Source organism: Pseudomonas sp. AM8 (assembly GCF_036346475.1).
GTDB classification, from domain to species: Bacteria; Pseudomonadota; Gammaproteobacteria; order Pseudomonadales; family Pseudomonadaceae; genus Aquipseudomonas; species Aquipseudomonas marginalis.
In genome coordinates this window covers 72,279-96,611 of sequence record NZ_JAOTNX010000017.1, presented here as the reverse complement: position 1 = coordinate 96,611, position 24,333 = coordinate 72,279, and the positions used below count along the sequence as shown (strand labels likewise).

Here is a 24,333-nt window from a genome sequence, read left to right as displayed (position 1 = left end):
GTCACTTCCTTAACGTGGCGTTTAACCTTTGTTCGAGCGAGGTGAGGATATTTTGTGTCGTGGTATTCACCTCATCGTCATTAAGAGTGCGCGATGGATGCTGCCAGGTCAAGCCAACTGCAAGGCTTTTTCTATGCGGATCAATGCCTTTACCCTGATAGACGTCAAATAGCCTGAGGTCTGTCAGCCATTCCCCTGCATTTTCACGGATTACATCCAGAACGGCAGTAGCGGCGACTTCACGATCGGCGATCAGGGCCAGGTCGCGACGCACTTCAGGGAAGCGCGACAACTCGCTGAATTTAGGCATCTTGCCCGAGGCCACTTCGGCCAGGACCAGCTCGAAGACGAAGACCGGGCGGTCGAGCCCAAGGGTTTTCGACAGTTCCGGGTGGATGGCCCCGATGAAGCCCACCAGACGACCTTCGCGCTCGATACGCGCAGTCTGACCAGGGTGCAACGCCGGGTGGTTGCCTGGCACAAATGTGAAGTCGTCCAGTGCACCGGCAAAGCCCAGTACCGCTTCCACGTCCGCTTTAACGTCGAAGAAGTCCACGGCATCCCGGCCTTGCGCCCAGCCTTCCGGCAAGCGACTGCCGCAAACAACGCCGGCCAGCATTGGCTCTTGCTTCAGGCCGTCGAGTTGCCCGACAAACCGCAGGCCGCTTTCGAACATGCGCACGCGGTCTTGCTGACGGTTCAGGTTATGGGAAAGGGCTTTCACCAGGCCCGGCCACAGGGATGAACGCATGGCGGCCATGTCGTTGGAGATCGGATTGGCCAGCAGCAGCGGCTCGACGCCCGGGTTGAACAGTTCGAACTGCTTCGGGTCGATGAAGCTGTAGGTCACCGCTTCCTGATAGCCACGGGCAACCAGCAGACGGCGCAGCTCAGGCAGGTGCGCACGCGCTTCTGCCTTGGGTTGCGGTGCCAGGCGCGCTTGCGGGTAACGAACCGGCAGGCGGTTGTAACCGTACAGGCGAGCCAACTCTTCGATCAGATCGACTTCCAGGCTGATATCGAAGCGATGGCTTGGCACGTCAACATGCCACTGCCCTTCCCCACCCGCAGAAATGTTCAACCCGAGGGCCGACAACAATTGCTCGATTTCAGCCGGAGCGATGACCAGGCCAAGCATTTGCTCGACACTTTTGGCGCGCAGGGTGATCGGCGCAACGGACGGCAGATACTGTTCACTGACAGTCTCAGTGATCGGGCCGGCTTCGCCACCGGTGATTTCCAGCAGCAGGCCAGTGGCGCGCTCCATGGCTTCGCGGGCGAGCTTCCAGTCCACCCCGCGCTCATAGCGATGTGAGGCATCGGTGTGCAGGCCGTAGGAGCGGGCCTTGCCAGCGATGGCAATCTGGTCGAAGAACGCGCTTTCAAGGAATACATCGCGCGTGGTCGCGGACACACCGCTGTGCTCGCCCCCCATCACACCGGCAATCGCCAGGGCGCGGGAATGGTCAGCGATCACCAGGGTGTCGGCGCGCAGGCTGACTTCCTGGCCGTCGAGCAATACAAGCTTCTCGCCTTCTTCGGCCATGCGCACACGGATGCCGCCATTGATTTCGGCGAGATCGAAAGCGTGCAGCGGCTGGCCCAGCTCAAGCATCACGTAGTTGGTGATGTCGACGGCAGCGTCGATGCTACGCACGTCGGCGCGGCGCAGACGCTCAACCATCCACAACGGGGTTGGCTTGGACAGGTCAACGTTGCGGATCACGCGCCCCAGGTAACGTGGGCAGGCGTTTGGTGCCAGTACTTCGATCGGACGCACTTCATCGTGGACCGCAGCCACTGCGGCAACCACTGGACGAGTGACTGGCGCGTTGTACAACGCGCCCACTTCACGTGCCAGGCCGGCCAGGGACAGGCAGTCGCCACGGTTCGGGGTCAGGTCGACCTCGATACTGGCGTCTTCCAGCTCCAGGTAGACACGAATGTCCTGGCCCACAGGTGCATCGGCCGGCAGCTCCATCAGGCCATCATTGCCCTCGCCTACTTGCAACTCCGCCTGGGAGCACAGCATGCCGTTGGACTCGACACCGCGTAGCTTGGCTTTCTTGATCTTGAAGTCGCCCGGCAGTTCGGCGCCGATCATGGCGAACGGGATCTTCAGGCCGGGGCGCACGTTAGGCGCTCCGCACACGACCTGGAAGGTTTCCGTGCCATTGCTGACCTGGCACACACGCAATTTGTCGGCATCGGGGTGTTGCTCGGTGCTCAGCACCTCACCCACGACTACGCCACTGAAAACACCGGCGGCCGGCGTAACGCTATCGACCTCAAGACCGGCCATCGACAGACGCGCAACCAGCGCGTCGCGATCTACCTGCGGGCTTACCCAGCCGCGCAGCCATTGTTCACTGAATTTCATCCTGCTCTCCTAAAGATTCGTTACGACTAGCGAAATTGCGCGAGGAACCGCAAGTCGTTGTCGAAGAACAGACGCAAGTCGTTCACGCCGTAACGCAGCATGGCCAGACGCTCAACGCCCATGCCGAAAGCAAAGCCCGAAAACTCTTCCGGATCGATCCCGGACATGCGCAGCACATTGGGGTGAACCATGCCGCAGCCCATCACTTCCAGCCAGCCAGTCTGCTTGCAGACGCGGCAGCCTTTACCGCTGCACATCACGCATTCCATGTCGACTTCTGCGGATGGCTCGGTGAACGGGAAGAATGATGGACGGAAACGCACCGCCAGCTCTTTCTCGAAGAACACTCGCAGGAACTCTTCGATGGTGCCCTTGAGGTCGGCGAAGTTGATGTCGCGATCAACCAGCAGGCCTTCGACCTGGTGGAACATCGGCGAGTGGGTGATATCGGAGTCGCTGCGGTACACACGGCCTGGGCAGACAATGCGGATCGGCGGCTTGTTCGCTTCCATGGTGCGGACCTGTACCGGGGAGGTATGGGTGCGCAACAGCATGTTTGCATTGAAATAGAAGGTGTCGTGCATCGACCGGGCCGGGTGATGGCCTGGGATGTTGAGCGCCTCGAAGTTGTGATAGTCGTCTTCGACCTCAGGGCCTTCGGCAATGCCGTAGCCGATATGGGTGAAGAACTGCTCGATACGTTCCAGAGTCCGGGTGATCGGATGCAGACCGCCCGAGGCCTGGCCACGACCAGGCAGGGTTACATCAATGGACTCGGCGGCGAGTTTGGCTGCGAGATCGGCCTCCTCCATGGTCGCCTTGCGCGCATTGAGCACCTCTGTGACACGCTCCTTGGCAACGTTGATCAGCGCGCCGAATTGCGGGCGCTCTTCAGCCGGCAAATTTCCCAGGGTCTTCATCACCTGAGTCAATTCACCCTTTTTGCCAAGGTAGTGAACCCGGATTTGCTCCAGGGCATTGATATCTTCAGCGCTTTGCACAGCCTCAAGAGCTTGAGCGACGAGCGCGTCCAGGTTTTCCATGTACAGACTCCAGATACAAAATAGGGGAAGAGCTTGAAGGCTCTTCCCCTATTTATGACGTTTACCACCTTGGGCTACAGGCGCAGCCCAGGGTGACTGTCGGGGGTACTTAAGCCAAGGTGGCTTTAGCTTTCTCGACAATCGCAGCAAACACCGCTTTTTCGTTCACGGCCAGTTCAGCCAGAACCTTACGGTCGATTTCGATGGACGCTTTTTTCAGGCCAGCGATGAAACGGCTGTAAGACAGACCGTTAACACGTGCACCAGCGTTGATACGAGCGATCCACAGAGCGCGGAACTGACGTTTTTTCTGACGACGGTCGCGGTAGGCGTATTGGCCTGCCTTGATTACCGCTTGCTTGGCAACACGGAATACGCGTGAACGCGCGCCGTAGTAGCCTTTAGCGAGTTTCAGAATTTTTTTGTGACGTTTACGGGCAATGACGCCACGCTTTACACGAGCCATGAGTTACTTCCTCTATTCTTGATCCAAAAATTAACGAAGGCGCAGCATGCGCTCGACTTTTGCCACGTCAGACGGATGCAGCAAGCTGCTACCGCGCAGTTGACGCTTACGCTTGGTCGACATTTTGGTCAGGATGTGGCTCTTGAAAGCGTGCTTGTGCTTGATACCGTTAGCAGTTTTCAGAAACCGCTTAGCAGCACCACTTTTAGTCTTCATCTTTGGCATGTTCGGATACTCCGCATTCAGTTGATAAACATAATCAGAAGGCCTGCCGTGCCCTGTTGATTACTTCTTCTTTTTCGGGGCGATGACCATGATCAGCTGGCGTCCTTCCATCTTAGGATGCTGTTCGACCGAACCGTACTCGAGCAGGTCAGCTTCAACCCGCTTGAGGAGTTCCATCCCCAGCTCCTGGTGGGCCATCTCACGGCCGCGGAATCGCAAGGATACCTTGGCCCTGTCCCCATCACTCAGGAAACGTACCAGGTTGCGCAGTTTTACCTGGTAATCCCCTTCCTCCGTCCCTGGACGAAACTTGATTTCTTTTACTTGAATCTGCTTCTGGTTCTTCTTCGCCGCGGCAACCTGCTTCTTCTTTTCGAAGATCGACTTGCCGTAGTCCATCACCCGGCAAACGGGTGGGATTGCATCGGCGGAGATTTCCACCAGGTCCAACTTGGACTCTTCTGCAATACGAAGCGCTTCATCAATCGAGACGATGCCAATCTGCTCGCCGTCAGCGCCAATTAACCGAACCTCGCGTGCCGAGATATTCTCGTTGATCGGGGCTTTCGGTGCAGCTCGTTTATCTTGTCTCATTTCACGCTTAATAATAATTACTCCGAATCTGGGCGACCACGCCGGGAAACCGCTTGCGCGAGGAACTCAGCGAACTGGGCGACGGGCATCGAGCCCAGGTCAGCACCTTCACGAGTACGCACAGCGACAGTCTGCATCTCTACTTCCCGATCTCCGATAACCAAAAGATAGGGAACCTTGAGCAAAGTATGCTCGCGGATTTTAAAGCCGATCTTTTCATTTCTCAAGTCGGACTTGGCACGAAATCCGCTTTCGTTGAGAGTTTTTTCAACTTCAGCAGCAAAATCCGCCTGTTTATCAGTGATATTCATGATCACTGCCTGAGTCGGAGCCAGCCACGCAGGGAACGCACCCTCGTAGTGCTCGATCAGGATACCGACGAACCGTTCGAACGAGCCGAGGATCGCCCGGTGCAGCATAACCGGGTGTTTACGACTGTTATCTTCGGAGACGTATTCGGCTCCCAAACGGATCGGCAGGTTAAAATCGAGCTGCAAGGTACCACATTGCCAGACACGGCCAAGGCAATCTTTCAACGAGAACTCGATCTTCGGCCCGTAGAAGGCCCCCTCACCCGGCTGCAGATCGTACGCAAGGCCCGCACTGTCTAGCGCTGCGGCCAGGGCCGCTTCGGCGCGATCCCACAGTTCGTCGGAACCGACGCGTTTTTCCGGACGAGTGGACAGCTTCATCTCGACTTCGGTAAAGCCGAAATCACGATAAACGTCCATGGTCAGCTTGATGAACGCGGCGGATTCGGCCTGCATCTGCTCTTCGGTACAGAAGATGTGGGCGTCGTCCTGGGTGAAGCCGCGTACCCGCATGATGCCGTGCAACGCACCCGATGGCTCGTTACGGTGGCAGGCACCGAACTCGGCCAGGCGCATCGGCAACTCGCGATAGCTCTTCAGGCCTTGATTGAACACCTGCACGTGGCATGGGCAGTTCATCGGCTTGATGGCGTAGTCGCGGTTTTCCGACTGGGTGGTGAACATATTGTCGGCGTAGTTGGCCCAGTGCCCGGATTTCTCCCACAGGCTGCGATCAACGACCTGTGGGGTCTTGATCTCCAGGTAACCGTTGTCGCGCTGAACCTTGCGCATGTACTGCTCGAGCACCTGGTACAGGGTCCAGCCGTTCGGGTGCCAGAACACCATGCCCGGCGCTTCTTCCTGGAGGTGGAACAGGTTCAGGCGCTTGCCGATCTTGCGGTGGTCGCGTTTTTCGGCCTCCTCAATGCGCTGGATATAGGCGGCCAGCTGCTTCTTGTCAGCCCAGGCAGTACCGTAGATGCGTTGCAGTTGCTCGTTCTTCGCGTCGCCGCGCCAGTAGGCACCGGACAGCTTGGTCAGCTTGAAGGACTTGAGGAAGCGCGTGTTCGGCACGTGGGGACCACGGCACATATCGACGTATTCTTCGTGGTAGTACAGGCCCATGGCCTGCTCGTCCGGCATGTCTTCCACCAGGCGCAGCTTGTAGTCTTCGCCACGCGCAGTGAACACGTCGATCACTTCGGCGCGCGGAGTGACTTTCTTGATGACGTCGTAATCTTTTTCGATCAGGGCGTGCATGCGCTGTTCGATAGCGGCCAGATCGTCCGGGGTGAAAGGACGCTCGTAGGCGATATCGTAATAAAAGCCTTCGTCGATGACCGGGCCGATCACCATCTTCGCAGTCGGATACAGCTGCTTGACCGCATGGCCAATCAAGTGCGCGCAGGAGTGGCGAATGATCTCCAGCCCCTCTTGATCCTTGGGCGTGATGATTTGCAGGCTGGCATCGGAGGTGATCAGGTCGCTGGCGTCAACCAGCTTGCCATCGACCTTGCCGGCCACGGTGGCCTTGGCCAGGCCAGCACCAATGGATGCGGCGACCTCGGCTACGGAAACCGAATGATCGAATGAACGTTGACTGCCGTCGGGAAGAGTAATAGTTGGCATGGCGCCTCCTCTCCTAGTGGTGACCCCTACCAAAGGTCACGTGGGTTGGGATGAGCCAGTACAAGATCCAACACCAGGCCGTTCAGTGATGAACGCCTGCCTTACAGCGGCAGGAGCCTTTCGGCCAACCGATAATCGAACCACAGTGACTGGAGTGAGCTGAAAAGAAACACGGCAAGGCGGCAAATGGCGCGCCCGGAATTAGCCAGGCCGAAGATGCTAGCACAGATGAACGGTCATCGCGCCGGCAGTATCCGCTGCAAAGACAAATTCCAGCCTTTATAGCTGCAAAAGTGAACTTGAGCTGTACGCCACACCTCAAACCCACTGAGAATCGCCGTTCGTCCTCGAATCAAAGGAGCATCCCATGATGCGTTTTACCTCGACCCTCGCTTTCGCCGCTACCCTGAGCCTCCTTTCCCTCGGCGCGCAGGCTGCCGCTCCATCCAATTGGCCAGCCGGTGCCCGTGACAGTTTCGTCAGCGACTGCAGCGCGGCCGCCAGCCAGAACGTAGACGTCAAGACTGCCAAGGCCCACTGCGAATGTGGCGCCGACAAGATCAACGCCGAATTGAGCACTGCGGAAATCAAAGAGCTCATGACTAACCAGAACGCCAGCCCGGAGCTTAAAAACAAGGCAGTCGCGGCTATTTCGTCCTGCAAAGTCGTGAAGAAAAAGTAAGATCGGGCCTTGATCAGACGGCCGTTTTGGCAGGAAAACAGCCTGAAAACTGCCATTTCGCACAAATTACGCAGCTTTTACGGCTTTTTTTACCAGCTGATATTTCGCGCCGAAGCCCCGTAGATCGGGGCTTTCAGCCGACACAAGTAGCAAACGCAACGCTATTGATTAGCAAACAATGCCTTGGGGGGGCTCCCAAGCCGAACATTTCGACTATGATAGCCCAGTGTGCCCAGTTGGCCTGAGCAGCACAGCACTACTGAAAATATATGTTTCTTGGAGATACACCATGTCTAATCGCCAAACCGGCACCGTTAAATGGTTCAACGATGAAAAAGGCTTCGGCTTCATCACTCCTCAAGGTGGCGGTGACGACCTGTTCGTACACTTCAAAGCTATCGAAAGCGACGGTTTCAAAAGCCTGAAAGAAGGCCAAACCGTTTCCTTCGTGGCTGAGAAAGGCCAAAAGGGTATGCAAGCTGCACAGGTTCGCGGCGAGTAATTCTCCGCTGAGCTAAAAAAACCCCGTCCATGTGACGGGGTTTTTTATGAGCGTTGCAAAAGCCTGGAAACGATCAGCCGCAATTAACGCGTGTGATCACCAGGTTGTCATCGGTGTTCAGGTTCAGGCGGTCGGAGCGGTATTCCAGCGTGATCATATCGTTGGGCTTGAGGATCCGCGCGTTCTGTGCGCCAGCACGGGTACGGGCCTGCTCCAGCAACTGCGGCGAGGCTTTCTGGCCAATGCTGAATTCGGCGGCCTTCGACTCACAGCGGCTATGACCGGCATCGGTCACGGCGGCGTCTTTGGCTGGCTCAGAGGCACCCGGGGTGCTGCAACCCGCCAACGCGAGTGCTGCCAACAAAGTACCGAATGATGCGAGCTTCCAAGGCATGAAGCCTCCTATTGAAAAATGAACAGAGATCGTGCGACAGCGGTCTGGCTGATAGGTTTCAAAACGTAAACCGCCGATAGGTAAGTCTGCCCGACTATCAGCAGGCATTCGCCCGATCAATCGTGACCAAATATGAGCGCAATCAGTAGACGTCGATGTAATCAAACGGCGGCTTCGGCCAGTTCTGCTTCAGCGCATTGAAAATCTGTGTAACCCAGACCTCGTCGCTGGCCGCGACATTGCCGACATAACCGGAACCCTTGGCCCAGGTCTCCAGGCGGAACAGCAGGCCATCGATGTCAGTGCCTCCCACCACCCCAGAAGATATGTAGGCAATTCCGGCCCTGGTTACACGCAACTGGGTATGCTCGTCATCACTGGCACTGGCGATCAGTTGACGCACGGCGGCCAGTGTCAGGTTCTCGGGGTTATTCAAATCGATCTGCACGCGGGGTCCCCCGGCAATTAAACAGGAGGACAGTGTCGCACAGCACCTGCTTCATGCCTAAGTAGCAGTGCCAAACCCCGCGCAAAATGATTAACTGCGCCGGTTAGAGCCGCGTTCCAGCGCATTGCCCAGCATTTCAATCCGTGAGACTTCCATGACCACCGTAACGCTCCAAGCCGACATCAAAGCCAAATGGCCCCAAGGACAAAGTTCCTACAGCCCAGGAAGCCCGGAGGAACTGGCAATCATCGGTATCGACCTGCTGGTCAAGGAACTCGGCACCCAGGCGGCACAGGCGTTCATCGGCCAGGTATTCGAAAAATACCCGGCCGATCACATGGGGGCACCAGACCCCGAGCGCGAATAAGAACCGGCTGGCGAACGTCGACCGGGTTACTTCAAGCGTGCCAGGCGCTCGGTGAGCAGATCGAAGAAGCCCTGGGCGTCGCCGTTCTCAACCCAGAACACATTTTTTGTCTGCTTCAGGCCGTCGTACCAATCAACGATGGTCTGGCCGAAGGTCGGGCCTTCGCGGCTGTCCACCACCATATTGGCCTGACGCCCTGTGAACAAGGACGGCTTGAGCAGATAGGCGATGACAGTGGCATCATGTACCGGGCCGCCCGGGATGCCGTAGTGTTCCATATCGCCCTTGACGTATTCATTGAGAATATCGCCGACGACCTTGCTCGCGTTGTTGTTGATGTCGGCGATCTTCTTCAGGCGCGCCTCGCTGGTCAGCACCTTGTGGGTCACGTCCAGCGGCAGGTAGGTCAGCTTGACGCCACTCTTGAGCACAATCTCGGCTGCAATCGGATCGGCGAACAGGTTGAACTCGGCAACCGGGGTGATATTGCCGCCGTTGAAGTGCGCGCCCCCCATCACCACCACTTCCTTGATGCCTTGGGTGATTTCCGGGTCCTGGGTCAAGGCCAGCGCCAGGTTGGTCTGCGGACCGAGCATGGCAATGGTGATGCTGTGAGGCTTGGCCGCACGCAGGGTCTTGATCAGGTAATCAACGGCGTTGCCTTCGGCCAGGCCCTTTTTAGGCTCATGGACGGTGACGCCGGAAATACCTTCTTTGCCATGGATGTTCTCGGCATAGATCGGTGTGCGCAACAGCGGCTTGGGTGCGCCGGCGTACACCGGGATTTCTTCACGCCCGGCCCACTCGCGGGCCAGGCGCGCGTTACGCGAGGTCTTGTCCAGGCGCACGTTGCCGGCGACGGTGGTCAGTGCACGAATGTTCAATTCGTCCGGGGAAGCCATGGCGAAGAGCAAGGCCACCACGTCGTCGGCACCTGGGTCGGTGTCGATGATCAAGTCGATTTTTTCCGCCGCTTGGGCGCTGGCAGCAGTGAGTGCGGACAAAAGCAGGACACTCCGAAACAGGTTTTTCAGGGTTGGCAGACCACGTTGCATAAAACACTCCTTGTCGTTGGGAAACTCTAGAAGGTTACGCCGGAGACCAGCGCGATATTGCAGTAAGGCTGGCACTCGCCGGTACGCACGACAGCGCGCGCGCTACGGCTCAGTTGCTTGAATTGTTCATGGCTGAGCAGACGTCGCTCGCCGAGGGCGGCCTGTTCAGCCAAAGCGTTCAGCTCCGTCAGCGCGGGTGGCTGCTTGAGCAGGATTTCTTCCGCCAGCACGTGGCTTTCCACCTGCATTTCACTGAGCACGATACGCAAGGTGCTGATGAAGTCGGGAATGCCCTGGGTCAGCGCCAGGTCGATTAACTCGACCCCGGGCGGCACTGGCAGGCCGGCGTCGCCGATCACCAGGATGTCACCATGGCCCAGGGATGCGATCAACCGCGACAAGGCGATATTGAGCAGAGGCGTCTTTTTCATAAAAGCACAAAACCTTGAACGTCATACAGCGTAGGAATGGAGGGTTGCGCACCAGCACGGGTGACTGACAAGGCTGCCGCGACTTGGCCGAAACGGATGGCCTCGGCTTCACTTTTGCCACTGGCCAGTGCTGCGGCAAAACCACCGACAAAGGTATCGCCGGCAGCGGTGGTATCCACCGCCTTGACCTTGGGCGCCACCAGGTGCTCAAAGCCCTGGCCATCGGCAAACAACGCACCTTGGGCACCCAGGGTAATAATGACTTTGCCAGCTCCCGCCTGGATCAACCGTGTCGCCGCGACCTTGGCACTGTCGAGGGAGTCGACTGTCACGCCGCTCAGTGCGCTGGCTTCGCTTTCGTTGGGAATCAGGTAGTCGACCGAGGCGTACCAGTCGGCGGGCAACGGGCCGCTGGCCGGCGCCGGGTTGAGGATCACGGTCTTGCCCAGTTCACGACCGCGCTTGAGGGTGTAGCCCACGGTATCCATCGGCACTTCCAGCTGGCAGATAATCACATCGGCAGCCTGCAGCACCGCATCGGACGCCTGCAGTGAGGCGGGTGTCAGCTCGCCGTTGCTGCCGGCAACGATCACAATCGCGTTCTGGCTGCTGTCGTCCACCACAATCAAGGCCACGCCACTGGAACCGTCCACGGTGCTCACCGCCTGGCAATCGATACCTTCCACCAGCAAGGCGCCACGCAGTTCAGTGCCATAGGCATCGCTACCGACACAGCCGATCATTGCCACATCCGCACCCAGTCGCGCCGAGGCCACGGCCTGGTTGGCGCCCTTGCCGCCAGGCACCGTGGAAAACGTCTGGCCGACCAGGGTCTCACCGGCACGGGGCAGCCGACTCGCGCGGGTGACCAGGTCCATGTTCAAGCTGCCTATTACCACTACTTTTGCTGGCATACATCAGTACTCATCAATTCGGTTCAGCGGTATTGGGCGAACACACCGGCGACGGGCGCCGTCGATTCACGCAACACGATGCTCGGCGTCACGATGCGTTGATCGATCGGCAGTTGGGGGGTTGCAATTCGTCGCAGTAAAAGCTCGGCCGCGGTCTCGCCCAGTTGCAGGATCGACTGCCCGACCGTGGTCAGCGCCGGGTACACGTAGCGGCCCATTTGAATGTCATCGAAACCGATCACCGACAGTTCACCGGGCACGCGGATATTGCGCTCCGCCGCCGCCCGCAACACGCCGAAGCCGATCATGTCGTTGCTGGCAAAAATCGCGCTGGGCGGGTTCTGCGCCAGCAATTGCACGGCAGCAGCATAACCGCCGGTGCTGGTGAAGTCGCTTTCCTGGATGCGATCGGCCACCACCGCCACACCGGCTTCATGGAGCGCACGCTGGTAACCCGCCAGGCGCATTTGCGCGACGCGGGTGTGGGCCGGGCCGCCGATGCAGGCGATGTCCCGATGCCCCAGCTCAAGCAAGTGCCGGGTCGCCAGGTAGGCGCCCTCCTCGTGGTCGATGCGTACCAGGTCGACATCGATGCCATCCAGCGCCCGGTCGACAATCACCATGGGCGTGCGCACGGCGCTCAAGCCTGCGGCGAGGCCGCTGTCATCACCGCCTACCGAAGTCACGATCAAGCCATCGACGCGCTTCTCCAGCAACACCCGCAAATAGCTACGCTGCTTCTCTGCGTTGTCGTCGGAGTTGCAGAGAATCACGCAGTAGCCGTTACGCTCACAATAATCCTCGATGCCCCGGGCCAGCTCGGCAAAATACGGGTTGAGGCTGTTGGGCACCAGCAATCCGATGGTGGCCGTGGTCTTGGCCTTGAGCGAACGCGCGACGGCACTGGGCACGTAGTCGAGCTGTTTGATCGCCGCTTCAACCTTGATCCGTACCGGCTCGCTCACCGGGCGCGTCTTGTTCACCACATGGGACACGGTGGTGTAGGAAATACCTGCAATCGCGGCCACATCCTTGATCGTTGCCATGGTTCAGCCTCGCCGACTGGCACGACGGCTGCGATAAGTATCCAGGACCACGGCGATCACGATCACGGCACCGGTGATGATGCGCTTGGTGGGCTCCGTGGCACCGATCTGCGCCAGGCCGGCGGCCAATACCGAAATAATCAACACACCGAAGAAGGTACTGATCACCGAACCACGCCCGCCCATCAGGCTGGTGCCGCCGATCACCACTGCGGCGATCACTTGCAGCTCGAGGCCGGCACCGGCATTCGGGTCCGCCGCTTCCAGGCGCGAAATCTGGAACAACGCCGCCACACCGGCCAGCAGGCCCATGAGACTGAATACCAGAATCTTGTACGGCTTGGGATTGATCCCGGCCAGGCGCACAGCTTCTTCGTTGGTGCCGATACCGATCAGGTAACGACCGAATACGGTGCGGGTCAATACCAGTTGGGCGGCAATGATCACCAGCAAAGCGATGATGAACGACGGCGAAATGCCGAAGGCTATCGGGTTGGACAGCCAGGCAAACGAATCGCCGATATAGGCCGTGCGTGAACCGGTCATCTGGTACGCCACGCCACGCGCCATTTCCAACACACCGAGGGACACGATAAACGATGGAATGCGCCAGGCCACGGTGATCGAGCCGGTGATAGTGCCGGCCAACGCGGCGCAGCCCATGCCGAGTACGGCAGCCGGCAAAACACTCCAGCCCCAGCCAAGAATCGCCACGCTGACCGCCGACGCCGCCAACGCCAGCACCGAGCCCACCGACAGGTCGATACCGCCGATGATCAGGATGAAGGTCATGCCCACCGCCAGCACCATCAGGTCAGGAATCTGGTTGGCCAGGGTGCTGAACGTGTCATAGGACAGGAAGTGATCACTGAGCACCGAAAACAGCGCGATCATCGCCAGCAATGCACCGGCCAGCCCCAGGTAGGTGCCCAGGCCGTAGAAGTTGCCGCCGGCTTTACCGGGGGAAGTTGTTAGTTTCATGGGGTATCCCTAAGCACTGCGTCGTTGAGCAGCGCATCACGTTTCTGATAGCCGGCAAAGGCGGCGGCGAGCAATTCGTCCTGGGTCCAGCTGTCGCGCTCGAAGGTCTCGATCAAGCGCCCGGCGGACAGCACGCCGATGCGGTCGCAGATCAGCATGAGTTCACGCAGGTCGCTGGACACCACCACCAGCGCCTTGCCCTGGCGAGTCAATTCACCCAGCAAGGCATAAATATCGAACTTGGCACCGACATCAATGCCACGGGTGGGCTCGTCGAACAGCATCACCGAGCAGTCGCGCTCCAGCCAGCGGCCGATCACCACTTTCTGCTGGTTGCCACCGGACAGTTCGGACACCAATTGCGCCGGGCTGGAACTGCGGATCCGCATGGCATCGATCTGGCGCTTGGCCAAGGCAGTTTCATCGCGGCTATTGACCAGGCCGCCAGCGGAAATTTCCGGCATGTTGCCCAGTGCGATATTCGCACTGATCGACTGGGTCAGCAGCAGCCCTTCGCCCTTGCGGTCCTCGGTGATCAGGGCAATGCCATGACCCACGGCATCCACCGGCGAGCGAATACTCACCACCTGGGCCGGCGAACCCAGGGCGACGGTGCCGCTGTCGGCCAGGTCAGCACCGAAGATAAGCCGCAGTAACTCTGTACGACCGGCGCCGATCAGGCCGGAAATGCCATAGATCTCACCGGCACGCACTTCAAAGGATACGTCGCGGACTTTGTCCGAGCGGGTCAGGCCCTTCACGGTCAAGGCCGGGCCGCCGATGCTTCGCGGTCCCAGGTCGATGTGTTCACCCAGCTCCCGGCCCACCATCAAGGTGACCAGTTGTTCACTGTTGTAATTGGCCATCGGCTCGACGCAGACCAGTTTGCCGTCGCGCAGTACCGCAATACGCTGGGCGACACGGGCCAGTTCTTCGAGCCGGTGCGAAATATAAATGATCGCCACGCCCCGGGCCTGCAGGCGGGTGATTTGCTCAAACAGCATCTCGACTTCGCGGGCCGTGAGCATCGCGGTGGGCTCGTCGAGGATCAGCACATGGCAGTCGCCGATCAGGTTGCGGGCGATCTCGACCATCTGTTGATGGCCGATGCCGAGGCTGCCGACCAGGGTGTCCGGGTCGATGGCGTCCAGGCCGACCTGGGCCATGGCCTCGATCGCGGCTTTGCGCAATTGCTTGCGGCTGATCCAGCCACAGTGGCTGGGCAGGTTATCCAGAAACAGGTTTTCGGCCACGGTCAGCGTCGGCAGCAGATTGAGTTCCTGCATGACCATGCGCACGCCCAACGCTTCAGCCTGGGTACGGCTGGCCGGACGGTAATCCTGCCCCTGGAATTGCATGTGCCCGGTGGTCGGGGTGACCAGCCCGCCGACGATCTTCGACAAGGTACTCTTGCCCGCGCCGTTTTCACCGGTCAGCGCCAGTACTTCACCACGGTTAAGCGTGAGGGTAATGTCGGCCAGAACCGGTTGGGCATAGGTCTTACCGATACCGCTGACCGAGAGGACAGCGTTCGGAGCGGAAGATGACATAGGAAAATCTCCAGGCGTCCGCCCAGGACGGGCGGACGCTGTTGGGTGCTGCCAGGATTACTTCTTGAGGACGAGTTCGACCGGGGTTTCGATCATGCCATCCTTGGCATCGACTTTCTCACCCTTGACCAGCTTGAGGGCGTTCTGGATACCGAACACCGCTTGCTGCGCAGCCGCCTGGTCGGCGGTCGCCAGAACACGACCGTCCTGCAGCATCGGCTTGATGGCGTCGATGTTGTCGTAACCCACCACCAGCACCTTACCGGCCTTGCCTGCAGCACGTACGGCGGAGACTGCGCCCAGGGCCATGTTGTCGTTACCGGCCAGCAGCGCCTTGAGGTCCGGGTGTTCGCTCAGCATGGCCGAGGCCACTTTCTGGCCCTGGTCAATTTCCCAGTTGCCGGATTGGGTGGAAACGATCTTCATACCGGCAGCGTCCATCGCATCCTTGAAGCCCGCGGTGCGCTGCTGGGCGTTGGTGGTGGTCGGTACGCCTTCGATAATGCCGACCTTGTCGCCGGCAGCCAGTTGCTTGGCCAGGTAGTCGCCCACCAGTTTGGCGCCTTTGCGGTTGTCGGGGCCGACGAAGGGAATATCGAGGTTTTTGCTTTTCAGCACGTCCGGGTCCAGGCGGTTATCGATGTTGACGATCTTGATCCCGGCTTTAGAGGCATCCTCCAGCACTTTTACCAGTGCCTTGGAATCAGCAGGCGCGATAACGATGGCATTGACCTTGGCCAGGATCATCTGCTTGACGATACCGATTTGCGCGCTGGTATCGGTTTCGTCCTTGATGCCGTTGGTGATCATGTCGAAATCGGCGGCGTGATCTTTCTGATACGCCTTGGCACCGTCCTGCATGGTCACGAAAAATTCGTTGGCGAGGGATTTCATCACCAGGCCGACCTTGGGTTTGGCGGCAGCGTCATCAGCGAATGCAGGGGAGAAAGGTAAGGCGGCGGATGCGGCAGCAAGCACAGCGATAGCAAGAAGACGTCCAGCGAATGGCAGCTTCATGGGTTCACTCCGATCTTATGATTATTGTGAGCAACGCGTGCACCGAAGTGTGCTTCGGCGGCCCTCCCACCCGGGTGGCTGATACGAGCTGACAGGAGACTCTAATCAAGGGTCTCATGAAACATCTCGCAAACGTTTGCGTTAGCCAAACTATGAGAACCTTGTCGAGATTTGTCAACGGTAGAACATGGCCTTTCATGCAAGACCTCCAGCCCCGGCTCTCCCGTCCTGCGAAGGCCGCTCTTAAACATCTGCCACGTTCGGTCGTTCTCTGAAACGACAGGTTTTGGCGCGGCACTCAGGATTCTTTCGTCATAACTTTCGGACAACCGAACGCCACACCTCAGGTTGTTCGGAAAGCCGGACATCCAGCAAGCAAAACCTCATCGCTCAATCAATAAAAATTTATATATATCAACAAGTTAATTTATATGCTCGAACATATTCGGCATGGTACAGATCCTGCTCCTACACAGCGCCTGGAGGCATTCAGCAATGCCCAGGTGTTCTAGATGAACCTGCTACAGCACTCATCAAAAACCAGAGAGAAAAATAATGAAATCTGCATTGAAGAACTTTGTTCCGGGGGCGTTGGCCCTTCTGCTGCTATTCCCCGTTGCCGCCCAGGCAAAGGAGGTTGAATCCAAGACCAAACTGTCCAACGTGGTGATCCTCGCCACCGGCGGCACCATTGCCGGCGCGGGCGCCAGCGCCGCCAACAGTGCGACGTACCAGGCTGCCAAAGTCGGTATCGAGCAATTGATCGCCGGTGTTCCTGAGCTTAGCCAGATCGCCAATGTGCGTGGCGAGCAAGTGATGCAAATTGCGTCCGAAAGCATCAACAACGAGAACCTGCTGCAACTGGGTCGCCGCGTCGCCGAACTGGCCGACAGCAAGGACGTGGACGGCATCGTGATCACCCACGGTACCGACACCCTGGAAGAGACCGCCTACTTCCTGAACCTGGTGGAAAAAACCGACAAGCCTATCGTGGTGGTCGGCTCCATGCGCCCAGGCACCGCCATGTCGGCCGACGGCATGCTCAACCTGTACAACGCCGTCGCCGTGGCCGGCAGCAAGGATGCACGCGGCAAAGGCGTACTGGTGACCATGAACGACGAGATCCAATCGGGTCGCGACGTCAGCAAGATGATCAATATCAAGACCGAAGCCTTCAAGAGCCCATGGGGCCCGCTGGGCATGGTCGTTGAAGGCAAGTCCTACTGGTTCCGCCTGCCGGCCAAGCGTCACACCATGGACTCGGAGTTCGACATCAAGAACATCAAGAGCCTGCCCGATGTTGAAATCGCCTACGGCTACGGCAACGTGAGCGACACCGCCTACAAGGCACTGGCCCAGGCTGGCGCCAAAGCCATCATCCACGCCGGCACCGGCAATGGTTCGGTGTCGTCCAAAGTGGTTCCTGCGCTGGTGGAATTGCGCAAACAAGGTGTGCAGATCATCCGTTCTTCCCACGTAAATGCCGGGGGCATGGTGCTGCGTAATGCCGAACAGCCGGACGACAAATACGACTGGGTCGCCGCCCTCGACCTGAACCCGCAGAAAGCGCGGATTCTGGCAATGGTCGCCCTGACCAAGACCCAGGACAGCAAAGAACTGCAACGGATGTTCTGGGAATATTGATTCCTGCTGACATCTCTGTAGGGGCGGGTTTACCCGCCTCTACCTCCTGCGTAAATCCCGCAACCAACACCTCCCCGCCTTACATCAACTCGCCTAAATTGCCGTCAGACGAACTTATTGAATTTTAAGCAGTTGCGAAATTGCCTACAGTTAAATACTGTATGCACGTACAGCTTATTAAGGAACACTCCGTGGCAAAGTCCTCTTCCGCAGCCCTAACCCCACCTGATGCCTACGAACGCCTGGCCATTCGTGTGCAAAAGATCATCAACTCCACCAACGCCCAAAAAGCCAAGGCAGCCTTGATCTTCCGCTTGCCGGACGAGCCAGAAGACGAGTGGCAGCGCTTGCTGGAGGAAATCGCGGAGAACGACAACGTCACCCTCGCCTATCGGGATGACGGCGGCGTGCAGATTTTCTGGGTTGTGCCGAAGGAAGATTGATTCAATGAGTGCCCGTTTTATTGCAGTGTGCTGCCTGCTTTTTGCTGTCACTGCCCATGCCCAGGCGCCCCGAACCTTCAGCGAAGCCAAAAAGGTCGCCTGGAAGCTGTACGCGCCACAATCCACCGAGTTCTATTGCGGCTGCAAATACACCGGCAACCGCGTTGACCTGAAAGCCTGCGGCTACATCCCACGCAAAAACGCCAACCGTGCCGCGCGCATCGAGTGGGAGCACATTGTTCCGGCCTGGCAGATCGGACATCAGCGCCAGTGCTGGCAGGACGGTGGACGCAAGAACTGCACCCGCCATGACGACGTATTCAAGCGTGCCGAAGCGGATCTGCACAACCTGGTGCCGAGCATCGGCGAGGTCAATGGAGATCGAAGTAACTTCAGTTTTGGCTGGCTGCCGGTGCAAAGCGGGCAATACGGTTCGTGCCTGACCCAGGTGGATTTCAAGGCCAAGAAGGTCATGCCGCGCCCGTCCATTCGCGGGATGATCGCACGCACGTATTTCTACATGAGCAAGCAGTACGGCTTGCGCCTGTCGAAACAGGATCGCCAGTTGTACGAAGCCTGGAACAAGACCTATCCGGTACAAGCCTGGGAGCGTCAGCGGAACCAGACGGTGGCGTGCGTGATGGGGCGCGGCAATGAGTTTGTCGGCCCGGTTAACCTGAAAGCCTGCGGTTGAACAGGGGCGGCACTGCCGCCCAATCAGCGGTTACTGCGCGGTCTTGTGCTCGATGATCTCGGACACCGTGTCAGTTTTCTTGGCCCGCGCCATCTTCTCGTTGAGCAGCGTCTGCTTGGCTTCGGCCTCGGCCCTGGTTGCAAATGGCCCCAGCAGCACTTCGTCCTTGCCGTCGACCTTCACGATATAAAAACTGAACCCGTGTTCGAGCAACCAGGCGGTCAGGTCGGTGATTGCCTGCAGCTTGTGGTCCGGCGGGCCTACTCGCAGGTCCCATTCCTGGGCAGCAATCGCGCCGGTTTGTGGCTGGCTTTCGGTTACGGCAGGCTTGGCCTTGGGGGCATCGACGCTTTTGCCTTCACCGCAACCGGCCAATGCCAACACCGCAATTGCCATCGCTACTTTACGCACTGCCCTGCTCCTTCAACGGATAAAGAGGCGACTTTATCATTCACTGTCTATTCTGGCCGTCATAAACGTTGGCTTAAACAATGCGAATGATGTATCCCAGACCTGTATGATGCCGCCATGGGAATTAATGTCGCCTCTATGCGTCCTAAAAGAGGCAGTCACAGGGACGCGCTTAGCAGTAAGCTACACACATACGACACCTGCCCTGTCTGAACATGTGTCCTTAAAAGTAATCAAGGAGAAGTCCATGCTTATACTCACCCGCAAAGTCGGTGAAAGCATAAACATCGGTGATGACATTACGATCACCATCCTGGGCGTCAGCGGCCAGCAAGTACGAATCGGCATCAACGCACCCAAGGATGTTGCCGTGCATCGCGAGGAGATTTACCAGCGCATCCAGGCCGGTCTGTCCGCTCCGGACAAAAACCAGACGCCTTGAAGCGCCCTCAGTAGCCAGCCCTTTCGTTCACTGTAACGGCTGGCGAAAACCTCTTTGGTCTGCTTTTGTCTCTGTTGCGCGAAGCGCTTTTTGCCGCATGCCCATCCATGCATCAAGATGAAACTATCTTCACGCCTGGAACTTATTACACCCTTTGCAACCGAATCCTCTGACTGATATCCCGCCATCCGTGTGCACTTAGGAGCACGTCGATGCTGCCAGGCAATGCCCAGCCATTTTTCTCCAGATCCTGGATGATCGCCCTGCTGACGGGGCTGGTCTTTGTCGGCTTGGAATATGGCCTGAAGCTTGAAATAGAGGGCGCCGAAGCGCCCCGTTCGCGGCTGGACCTGGTACTCCTGCTGTGTGGCTACCTGTTCATGTTCTGCCTCAAGCCCATCCAGATGGCCGTGCAGCGCAAGTTGTGCCAACGCATCGTGCGCAAAACCGTACGCTGACGCCCACCCCCGATTCGCTTTCAGATCGCTGGTATTTACAGCCTCGCAGCAGGACCTATCCTTGGGTGTGTTTGCACAGTCAGTAGAAGGTGCCGGTACAGATGGACACGCTCACTAAAACCCAAATCGAATCTGAATTGGCAGCCCGCCTGCCCAGCTACACGGTCACCTGTACGCTGCACGCCGACGGCACCCTCTCGGCCGTGCTCAGCGGCCCGGAAACCGATCACTTCGCAATCACCGGAATCGTGCGCGCGCATTATCGCGGTGCCGAAGCGATTGCCCGGCTCGCCAACGAGATTCTCAGGGAAATGGTGCTATCACGCCAAGGCATGCGCAGTGATCGAATGCAGGCGTCGCCTGATCCAGCCACCCGCGAAACAGGCCGAGTCCGGTAGCCGGCTCGGCCTTGCTGCGTCAGCCCGTCGCGCGCGCCAAGTACAGCAGGCCATCAGCGCTGCGTTGCACCTGCAGCTGTTCATACCCATCGATCGAAGGATGCTCCGTCGCCATGGGCTTGAGGTGCGTCGAGGTCACGACCATCACATCCGCGCCAGCCGCCTCCCCTGCACGGATCCCCACCGTCGCATCCTCAAACACCAGGCAATCCTGCGTCGACACCCCCAGGCGCTGCGCACCGAGCACATAACAGGCAGGGTTCGGCTTGCCGATATCCACGTCTTCAGCCGTGACCAGCACCGCTGGCGGCGTAATACCTGCCGCTTGCAGTCGACGCAACGCCAGTTCCCTGGGTGCAGAGGTGACCAGCGCCCACTGATCGCCGGGCAAGCGGTTCAGAAACTCGACGGCACCGGCAATCGCAACGACACCTTGCACATCATTGATTTCAGCCTCGGTAATCCACTGCGCTTCAACCTCCGGGTCGACGCCGGGCAAGGCCTGGCGCGTGATGGTGTCGATCGCCCGGGCGCCATGGATGGTGGCCAGGAACGTCGCCACCTCCAGCCCATGGCGTTCAGCCCAGATGCTCCATACCCGCTCGGCGGCGGCAATCGAATTGAGCAGAGTCCCATCCATATCGAACAGAAAGGCGCGGTAAGGGCGGGTAAATACGGCTGAACCTCGGATGGACACTGCGGGGTTTCCTCGTGAGCTGAAACGAATAATCGACGCAATGCAATCTACGGATCACCTGGCGGCTTGTAAACGCCAACGACGCCGGCAATAACACGGCGGCGTCGAGCGCCATGCGGGCGACACCGCCAGCTCAATCGAGGGCGCCATTGAGGACTTCGTAGATGATGCCCGTCGCGATGGCCACCAGTATCAAGTCGGTGCCCGCCTGCTGCCACTCGTACCCATCGTAATGGGGCAAGCGGCCCAACAAACGCCCATCCAGTTTCTTGGCAATGCCCGGCGGCAGCGGCTTGCCGCGGGCCAGGTTCTTCTGGATGCCAGGCGGCAAGGCGGGCCCCGGGCTCCAGTAGTCGCGATAACCGCCCAACACATTCAGCACGCTGCCACGGTCTACACTGGGGCCGCGACTGCCTGCTGCACCCTTGCCCTTGGGCTTGTCATGCCCCTGTCCGCCGTGACCATTGCCTTTATCGTTGCCTTGCCCCTTGCCATTGCCTGGATCAGCCAGGGCCATACCGCCAGCGGCAAACAACACAAGCGAAAGCGCAACAGACACGAATTTCGGGCACTTGATCATGGCGATTATCCAACACAGGAATGTAGCTGAACTGTAGTCGAGGTTATCGCACCCGTGGGACGTCAACTCACCTGACCGCCCACTTCCAGCACATCCACCGGGGTATTCCACGCCGTCGACACCGCGGTGCGCAGCCCATCGACCAGGCCCGCTCCCAGCTGGTTCGGCACGTGGATAAAACCACTGCGTACACCGGTGCCCGCGAGTTCGTGCTGCAAGCGGTAGAACACCTGGTTGCACACGAATGTGCCCGCCGTCTGCGATACCGACACCGCAATCCCTGCTTCGCGCACCGCCCTGGCCATGGCCTTGATCGGCAGCGTCGAAAAGTACGCCGCCGGGCCGCCGACCACCACCGCCGTGTCGATGGGCTGCTCCCCCAGATTATCGGGGATGCGTGCATCGTTGACGTTGATCGCCACCCGCTCGATGGATATTTCGCTGCGCCCGGGGGCCAACCCAGTGGCGATGACCATCGCCGGACGCAGCTCACTGATCAGTTGGAGCAGGCATTCACCCGCCGTGGCAAACGCACAGGGCAATCGGCGCGCAACAATGCGCACATCATCGTCGAGTTGCACGCCATCCAACTGGCGCACAGCTTCCCAGGAAGGATTCACCAGGTCTTGATCAAAGGGCTCGAACCCCGTCAGCAATACAGTTCGCATCGTCGCCTCACATCAACATATAAAGCAGGACAATATTGACCACCAGCATCATCAACGCGGTCGGCAGTTGCGCCTTGATCACCGCGTTCTTGTCCGGCAACTCCAGCAACGCCGCCGGCACGATATTGAAGTTGGCCGCCATCGGCGTCATCAGCGTACCGCAGTAGCCGGAGAACATACCGATGGCGGCCATCACCGCCGGGTTACCGCCGTAGATACCCACCAGCACCGGCACGCCGACGCCCCCGGTCATCACCGGGAACGCCGCGAAGCCATTGCCCATGATCACCGTAAACAGCGCCATGCCCAACACGTACACCATGACCGCCACCAACTTGAAATCCAGGTTGATGTAGGTGGTGGTGACATGGGCGACAGCCGTGCCGACACCGGCTTCATTGAACAGCAGGCCAAGCATCGCCAGCATCTGCGGCAGCACCATGGCCCAGCCCAGGGCCTCGGTGAGTCGCCGGGATTCGCGCAAGGCTTGCACCGGGGTATCACGGGTCAGCCAGCACGCCAGGCCGAGGGCGATCAGGCAGCCGATGCCGAGGGACACGAAGGTGGTGTTTTTCGGATCCAGCAGCGGTACCCCGCCAATCTGGGTGTGCTTGAGCAAGACCGAACCGATCACGGTGGTCAGGGGGATCGCCAGCGCCGGGATAAACAGCTTGTGCCCGAGGCGGCCGGCACTGGCGCGCGAAGCCTTGTCATGCAACTCAGCATGGGTGCCACGGCCGACGCCGCCCAGGCCGGCGATCAGCGCCATCACCACCACTCCCGCACCGACCACCACCGAGGGCAGGCGCTCCCCCACCAGGAACGGGATGGCGAACAGCAGCCAGAACAGTGCGCTGGACCAGCGCTTGGGATGGGTTCGATCCAACAGGATCATGCCGGCGGTGATCAGCAGCAGGACCCCGGCGAGCCAGTACAGGTATTGGATAGAGATGATCATAGCGCGGCCTCCACAGGGGTCGCGGCGGTCGTCATCTCGCGGGTCAGTCTTCGGTCAAACCGATGAAGTCGGAGCGCGTGAATGATAAAGGCGCAAATCGCCGTAGGAATACCCCACACCGCAATGTGCAGCGGCTCCACATCAATCCCCGAACCGAGCAGGAAGGTATGCATCAACGCAATCGCACCAAAGGCGACGAAGATGTCCTCACCAAAAAACAGGCCGACGTTATCGGTGGCGGCGCACATGGCCAACACCTTGTGACGCAGTTTGTCCGGCAGTTTGCCGTAGCGCTTTTCCGCCGCGCCTTCGGCCATCGGGGCCAGTAGCGGGCGCACCATCTGCGGGTGCCCGCCGAGGCTGGTCAAGCCCATGGCTGCAGTGGATTCGCGTACAAACAGATAGATGATCAGCAGGCGTCCGACCGTGGCGCGCTCAAACCGCGCAATCCAGTTCTGCGCGTGCAGGCGCAAGCCGTGGCGCTCCAGCAAACCGATGACGGCGAGGGGCAACAACAGGATCAATTGCAGGGCGCGAGTCTGTAGGAAACCATCCCCCATAGTGGCGAGGATTTTCTCCAGCGGGAAGTGGGCAGCGAGCCCGGTGGCGATAGCTGCGGCGGTGACCACCAACAGCGGATTGAAACGCAAAACAAAGCCAACCACGATCACAAGTACGCCGATCAACGGCCATAAGTTCACAACAGTTTGCATGGCGGAGAGGTCCTTAAGTGCGCGCTGCGGCGCCATTACAGCAGGATGTGAACAAAGGGTTCACAGCAGGAAGTGGCGTGCAGTCGGCTCGGTTTTTTATTGTTGGCCCGTCAGGGCGAGCGTCAGTGGCGGCAACTGTGCTGCCTGGGAGCGGGAGGTGTCCAACAAGAAAAATTGTTGCTGCAAACCAAT

30 protein-coding genes are annotated in these 24,333 nt (G+C 59.0%); 9 read left to right on the top strand and 21 right to left on the bottom strand.

The features are described from left to right. Position 1: 1 nt before the first annotated feature. The 6 genes from pheT to thrS form a co-directional block, all read right to left on the bottom strand. A complete protein-coding gene (pheT, locus tag V3W40_RS30755) occupies positions 2–2,380 on the bottom strand; it encodes a phenylalanine--tRNA ligase subunit beta (RefSeq protein ID WP_065948018.1) in 2,379 nt (792 codons plus the stop codon). Between the two features lie 26 nt (positions 2,381–2,406). Continuing rightward, positions 2,407–3,423, bottom strand: coding sequence for a phenylalanine--tRNA ligase subunit alpha (gene pheS / locus V3W40_RS30750; RefSeq protein ID WP_065927263.1), 1,017 nt, complete (start codon positions 3,421–3,423; stop codon positions 2,407–2,409). 109 nt (positions 3,424–3,532) lie between these two features. Next, on the bottom strand, positions 3,533–3,889 hold the full coding sequence (rplT, locus tag V3W40_RS30745) for a 50S ribosomal protein L20 (RefSeq protein ID WP_003174975.1): 357 nt from the start codon (positions 3,887–3,889) through the stop codon (positions 3,533–3,535). A 30-nt stretch (positions 3,890–3,919) separates the two neighbouring features. After that, on the bottom strand, positions 3,920–4,114 hold the full coding sequence (gene rpmI / locus V3W40_RS30740) for a 50S ribosomal protein L35 (protein ID WP_002553160.1): 195 nt from the start codon (positions 4,112–4,114) through the stop codon (positions 3,920–3,922). A 60-nt stretch (positions 4,115–4,174) separates the two neighbouring features. After that, a complete protein-coding gene (infC, locus tag V3W40_RS30735) occupies positions 4,175–4,726 on the bottom strand; it encodes a translation initiation factor IF-3 (protein ID WP_015884933.1) in 552 nt (183 codons plus the stop codon). Then, positions 4,726–6,648 (bottom strand): threonine--tRNA ligase, encoded by a 1,923-nt coding sequence (gene thrS, locus V3W40_RS30730; RefSeq protein ID WP_048719014.1) that lies wholly within the window; start codon positions 6,646–6,648, stop codon positions 4,726–4,728. The genes infC and thrS overlap by 1 nt, the downstream gene beginning before the upstream one ends. A 367-nt stretch (positions 6,649–7,015) precedes the next feature. On the opposite strand from thrS, the gene V3W40_RS30725 reads away from it, so the two are divergent. Further along, positions 7,016–7,330, top strand: coding sequence for a hypothetical protein (locus V3W40_RS30725; protein WP_027604109.1), 315 nt, complete (start codon positions 7,016–7,018; stop codon positions 7,328–7,330). 289 nt (positions 7,331–7,619) lie between these two features. Further along, the gene (locus tag V3W40_RS30720; RefSeq protein ID WP_003234260.1) at positions 7,620–7,832 is read left to right on the top strand and encodes a cold-shock protein; all 213 of its coding nucleotides are present in this window, start codon (positions 7,620–7,622) and stop codon (positions 7,830–7,832) included. A 73-nt stretch (positions 7,833–7,905) separates the two neighbouring features. Here the strand turns inward: V3W40_RS30720 and V3W40_RS30715 are convergent, their stop codons facing one another. Then, entirely contained in the window at positions 7,906–8,226 is a 321-nt protein-coding gene (locus tag V3W40_RS30715; protein WP_027604108.1) for an I78 family peptidase inhibitor, read from the bottom strand. 142 nt (positions 8,227–8,368) lie between these two features. Continuing rightward, positions 8,369–8,674, bottom strand: a complete 306-nt coding sequence (locus V3W40_RS30710) for a hypothetical protein (RefSeq protein ID WP_065927262.1) — start codon at positions 8,672–8,674, stop codon at positions 8,369–8,371. Positions 8,675–8,828: 154 nt separating this feature from the next. Between V3W40_RS30710 and V3W40_RS30705 the strand changes: the two genes are divergently transcribed. Further along, positions 8,829–9,041 (top strand): hypothetical protein, encoded by a 213-nt coding sequence (locus tag V3W40_RS30705; RefSeq protein ID WP_027604106.1) that lies wholly within the window; start codon positions 8,829–8,831, stop codon positions 9,039–9,041. A gap of 26 nt (positions 9,042–9,067) precedes the next feature. Here the strand turns inward: V3W40_RS30705 and V3W40_RS30700 are convergent, their stop codons facing one another. From V3W40_RS30700 to V3W40_RS30670, 7 genes are read right to left on the bottom strand one after another with little or no spacing between them, the layout of a single operon-like run. Then, complete coding sequence (locus V3W40_RS30700) at positions 9,068–10,096, bottom strand: nucleoside hydrolase (RefSeq protein WP_027604105.1); 1,029 nt, start codon at positions 10,094–10,096, stop codon at positions 9,068–9,070. A gap of 26 nt (positions 10,097–10,122) precedes the next feature. Next, positions 10,123–10,527, bottom strand: coding sequence for a D-ribose pyranase (rbsD, locus tag V3W40_RS30695; protein WP_065927260.1), 405 nt, complete (start codon positions 10,525–10,527; stop codon positions 10,123–10,125). Further along, positions 10,524–11,441: a ribokinase gene (rbsK, locus tag V3W40_RS30690; RefSeq protein WP_330216280.1), complete on the bottom strand. Its 918-nt coding sequence runs from the start codon at positions 11,439–11,441 to the stop codon at positions 10,524–10,526. Before rbsK ends, rbsD begins: the two co-directional genes overlap by 4 nt. A 23-nt stretch (positions 11,442–11,464) precedes the next feature. Next, positions 11,465–12,487: a LacI family DNA-binding transcriptional regulator gene (locus tag V3W40_RS30685; protein ID WP_065927258.1), complete on the bottom strand. Its 1,023-nt coding sequence runs from the start codon at positions 12,485–12,487 to the stop codon at positions 11,465–11,467. Between the two features lie 3 nt (positions 12,488–12,490). After that, positions 12,491–13,468, bottom strand: coding sequence for an ABC transporter permease (locus V3W40_RS30680; protein ID WP_330216279.1), 978 nt, complete (start codon positions 13,466–13,468; stop codon positions 12,491–12,493). Continuing rightward, complete coding sequence (locus tag V3W40_RS30675) at positions 13,465–15,018, bottom strand: sugar ABC transporter ATP-binding protein (RefSeq protein ID WP_330216278.1); 1,554 nt, start codon at positions 15,016–15,018, stop codon at positions 13,465–13,467. The genes V3W40_RS30680 and V3W40_RS30675 overlap by 4 nt, the downstream gene beginning before the upstream one ends. 57 nt (positions 15,019–15,075) lie before the next feature. Then, positions 15,076–16,035 (bottom strand): sugar ABC transporter substrate-binding protein, encoded by a 960-nt coding sequence (locus V3W40_RS30670; protein ID WP_330216277.1) that lies wholly within the window; start codon positions 16,033–16,035, stop codon positions 15,076–15,078. Between the two features lie 555 nt (positions 16,036–16,590). On the opposite strand from V3W40_RS30670, the gene V3W40_RS30665 reads away from it, so the two are divergent. The 3 genes from V3W40_RS30665 to V3W40_RS30655 all read left to right on the top strand — a co-directional run bounded on the left by V3W40_RS30665 (position 16,591) and on the right by V3W40_RS30655 (position 18,816). After that, positions 16,591–17,679 (top strand): asparaginase, encoded by a 1,089-nt coding sequence (locus tag V3W40_RS30665; RefSeq protein ID WP_010209102.1) that lies wholly within the window; start codon positions 16,591–16,593, stop codon positions 17,677–17,679. 191 nt (positions 17,680–17,870) lie between these two features. Continuing rightward, entirely contained in the window at positions 17,871–18,122 is a 252-nt protein-coding gene (locus tag V3W40_RS30660; RefSeq protein WP_174562738.1) for a DUF1654 domain-containing protein, read from the top strand. A 4-nt stretch (positions 18,123–18,126) separates the two neighbouring features. Then, on the top strand, positions 18,127–18,816 hold the full coding sequence (locus tag V3W40_RS30655) for an endonuclease (RefSeq protein WP_027604097.1): 690 nt from the start codon (positions 18,127–18,129) through the stop codon (positions 18,814–18,816). Positions 18,817–18,846: 30 nt separating this feature from the next. Here the strand turns inward: V3W40_RS30655 and V3W40_RS30650 are convergent, their stop codons facing one another. Next, a complete protein-coding gene (locus V3W40_RS30650; protein WP_330216294.1) occupies positions 18,847–19,212 on the bottom strand; it encodes an SPOR domain-containing protein in 366 nt (121 codons plus the stop codon). Positions 19,213–19,474: 262 nt separating this feature from the next. On the opposite strand from V3W40_RS30650, the gene csrA reads away from it, so the two are divergent. From csrA to V3W40_RS30635, 3 genes are all read left to right on the top strand, one after another. Then, positions 19,475–19,669, top strand: a complete 195-nt coding sequence (csrA, locus tag V3W40_RS30645; RefSeq protein ID WP_027604095.1) for a carbon storage regulator CsrA — start codon at positions 19,475–19,477, stop codon at positions 19,667–19,669. Positions 19,670–19,881: 212 nt separating this feature from the next. Next, positions 19,882–20,127, top strand: coding sequence for a hypothetical protein (locus tag V3W40_RS30640; RefSeq protein ID WP_027604094.1), 246 nt, complete (start codon positions 19,882–19,884; stop codon positions 20,125–20,127). Between the two features lie 101 nt (positions 20,128–20,228). Continuing rightward, the gene (locus V3W40_RS30635) at positions 20,229–20,525 is read left to right on the top strand and encodes a hypothetical protein (protein WP_027604093.1); all 297 of its coding nucleotides are present in this window, start codon (positions 20,229–20,231) and stop codon (positions 20,523–20,525) included. A gap of 19 nt (positions 20,526–20,544) precedes the next feature. On the opposite strand, the gene V3W40_RS30630 is transcribed toward V3W40_RS30635, so the two are convergent. The 5 genes from V3W40_RS30630 to V3W40_RS30610 all read right to left on the bottom strand — a co-directional run bounded on the left by V3W40_RS30630 (position 20,545) and on the right by V3W40_RS30610 (position 24,141). Beyond that, on the bottom strand, positions 20,545–21,222 hold the full coding sequence (locus tag V3W40_RS30630; RefSeq protein ID WP_330216276.1) for an HAD-IA family hydrolase: 678 nt from the start codon (positions 21,220–21,222) through the stop codon (positions 20,545–20,547). A gap of 133 nt (positions 21,223–21,355) precedes the next feature. Further along, positions 21,356–21,802 carry an anti-virulence regulator CigR family protein gene (locus V3W40_RS30625; protein ID WP_065927252.1) on the bottom strand — a complete coding sequence of 149 codons (447 nt, stop codon included), beginning with the start codon at positions 21,800–21,802 and terminating at the stop codon, positions 21,356–21,358. A gap of 62 nt (positions 21,803–21,864) precedes the next feature. Next, the gene (pcp, locus tag V3W40_RS30620; RefSeq protein ID WP_065927251.1) at positions 21,865–22,470 is read right to left on the bottom strand and encodes a pyroglutamyl-peptidase I; all 606 of its coding nucleotides are present in this window, start codon (positions 22,468–22,470) and stop codon (positions 21,865–21,867) included. A gap of 7 nt (positions 22,471–22,477) precedes the next feature. Then, positions 22,478–23,428, bottom strand: a complete 951-nt coding sequence (locus V3W40_RS30615) for a DUF979 domain-containing protein (RefSeq protein ID WP_330216275.1) — start codon at positions 23,426–23,428, stop codon at positions 22,478–22,480. After that, entirely contained in the window at positions 23,425–24,141 is a 717-nt protein-coding gene (locus V3W40_RS30610) for a DUF969 domain-containing protein (RefSeq protein WP_065927249.1), read from the bottom strand. Before V3W40_RS30610 ends, V3W40_RS30615 begins: the two co-directional genes overlap by 4 nt. Between the last annotated feature and the right edge of the window lie 192 nt (positions 24,142–24,333).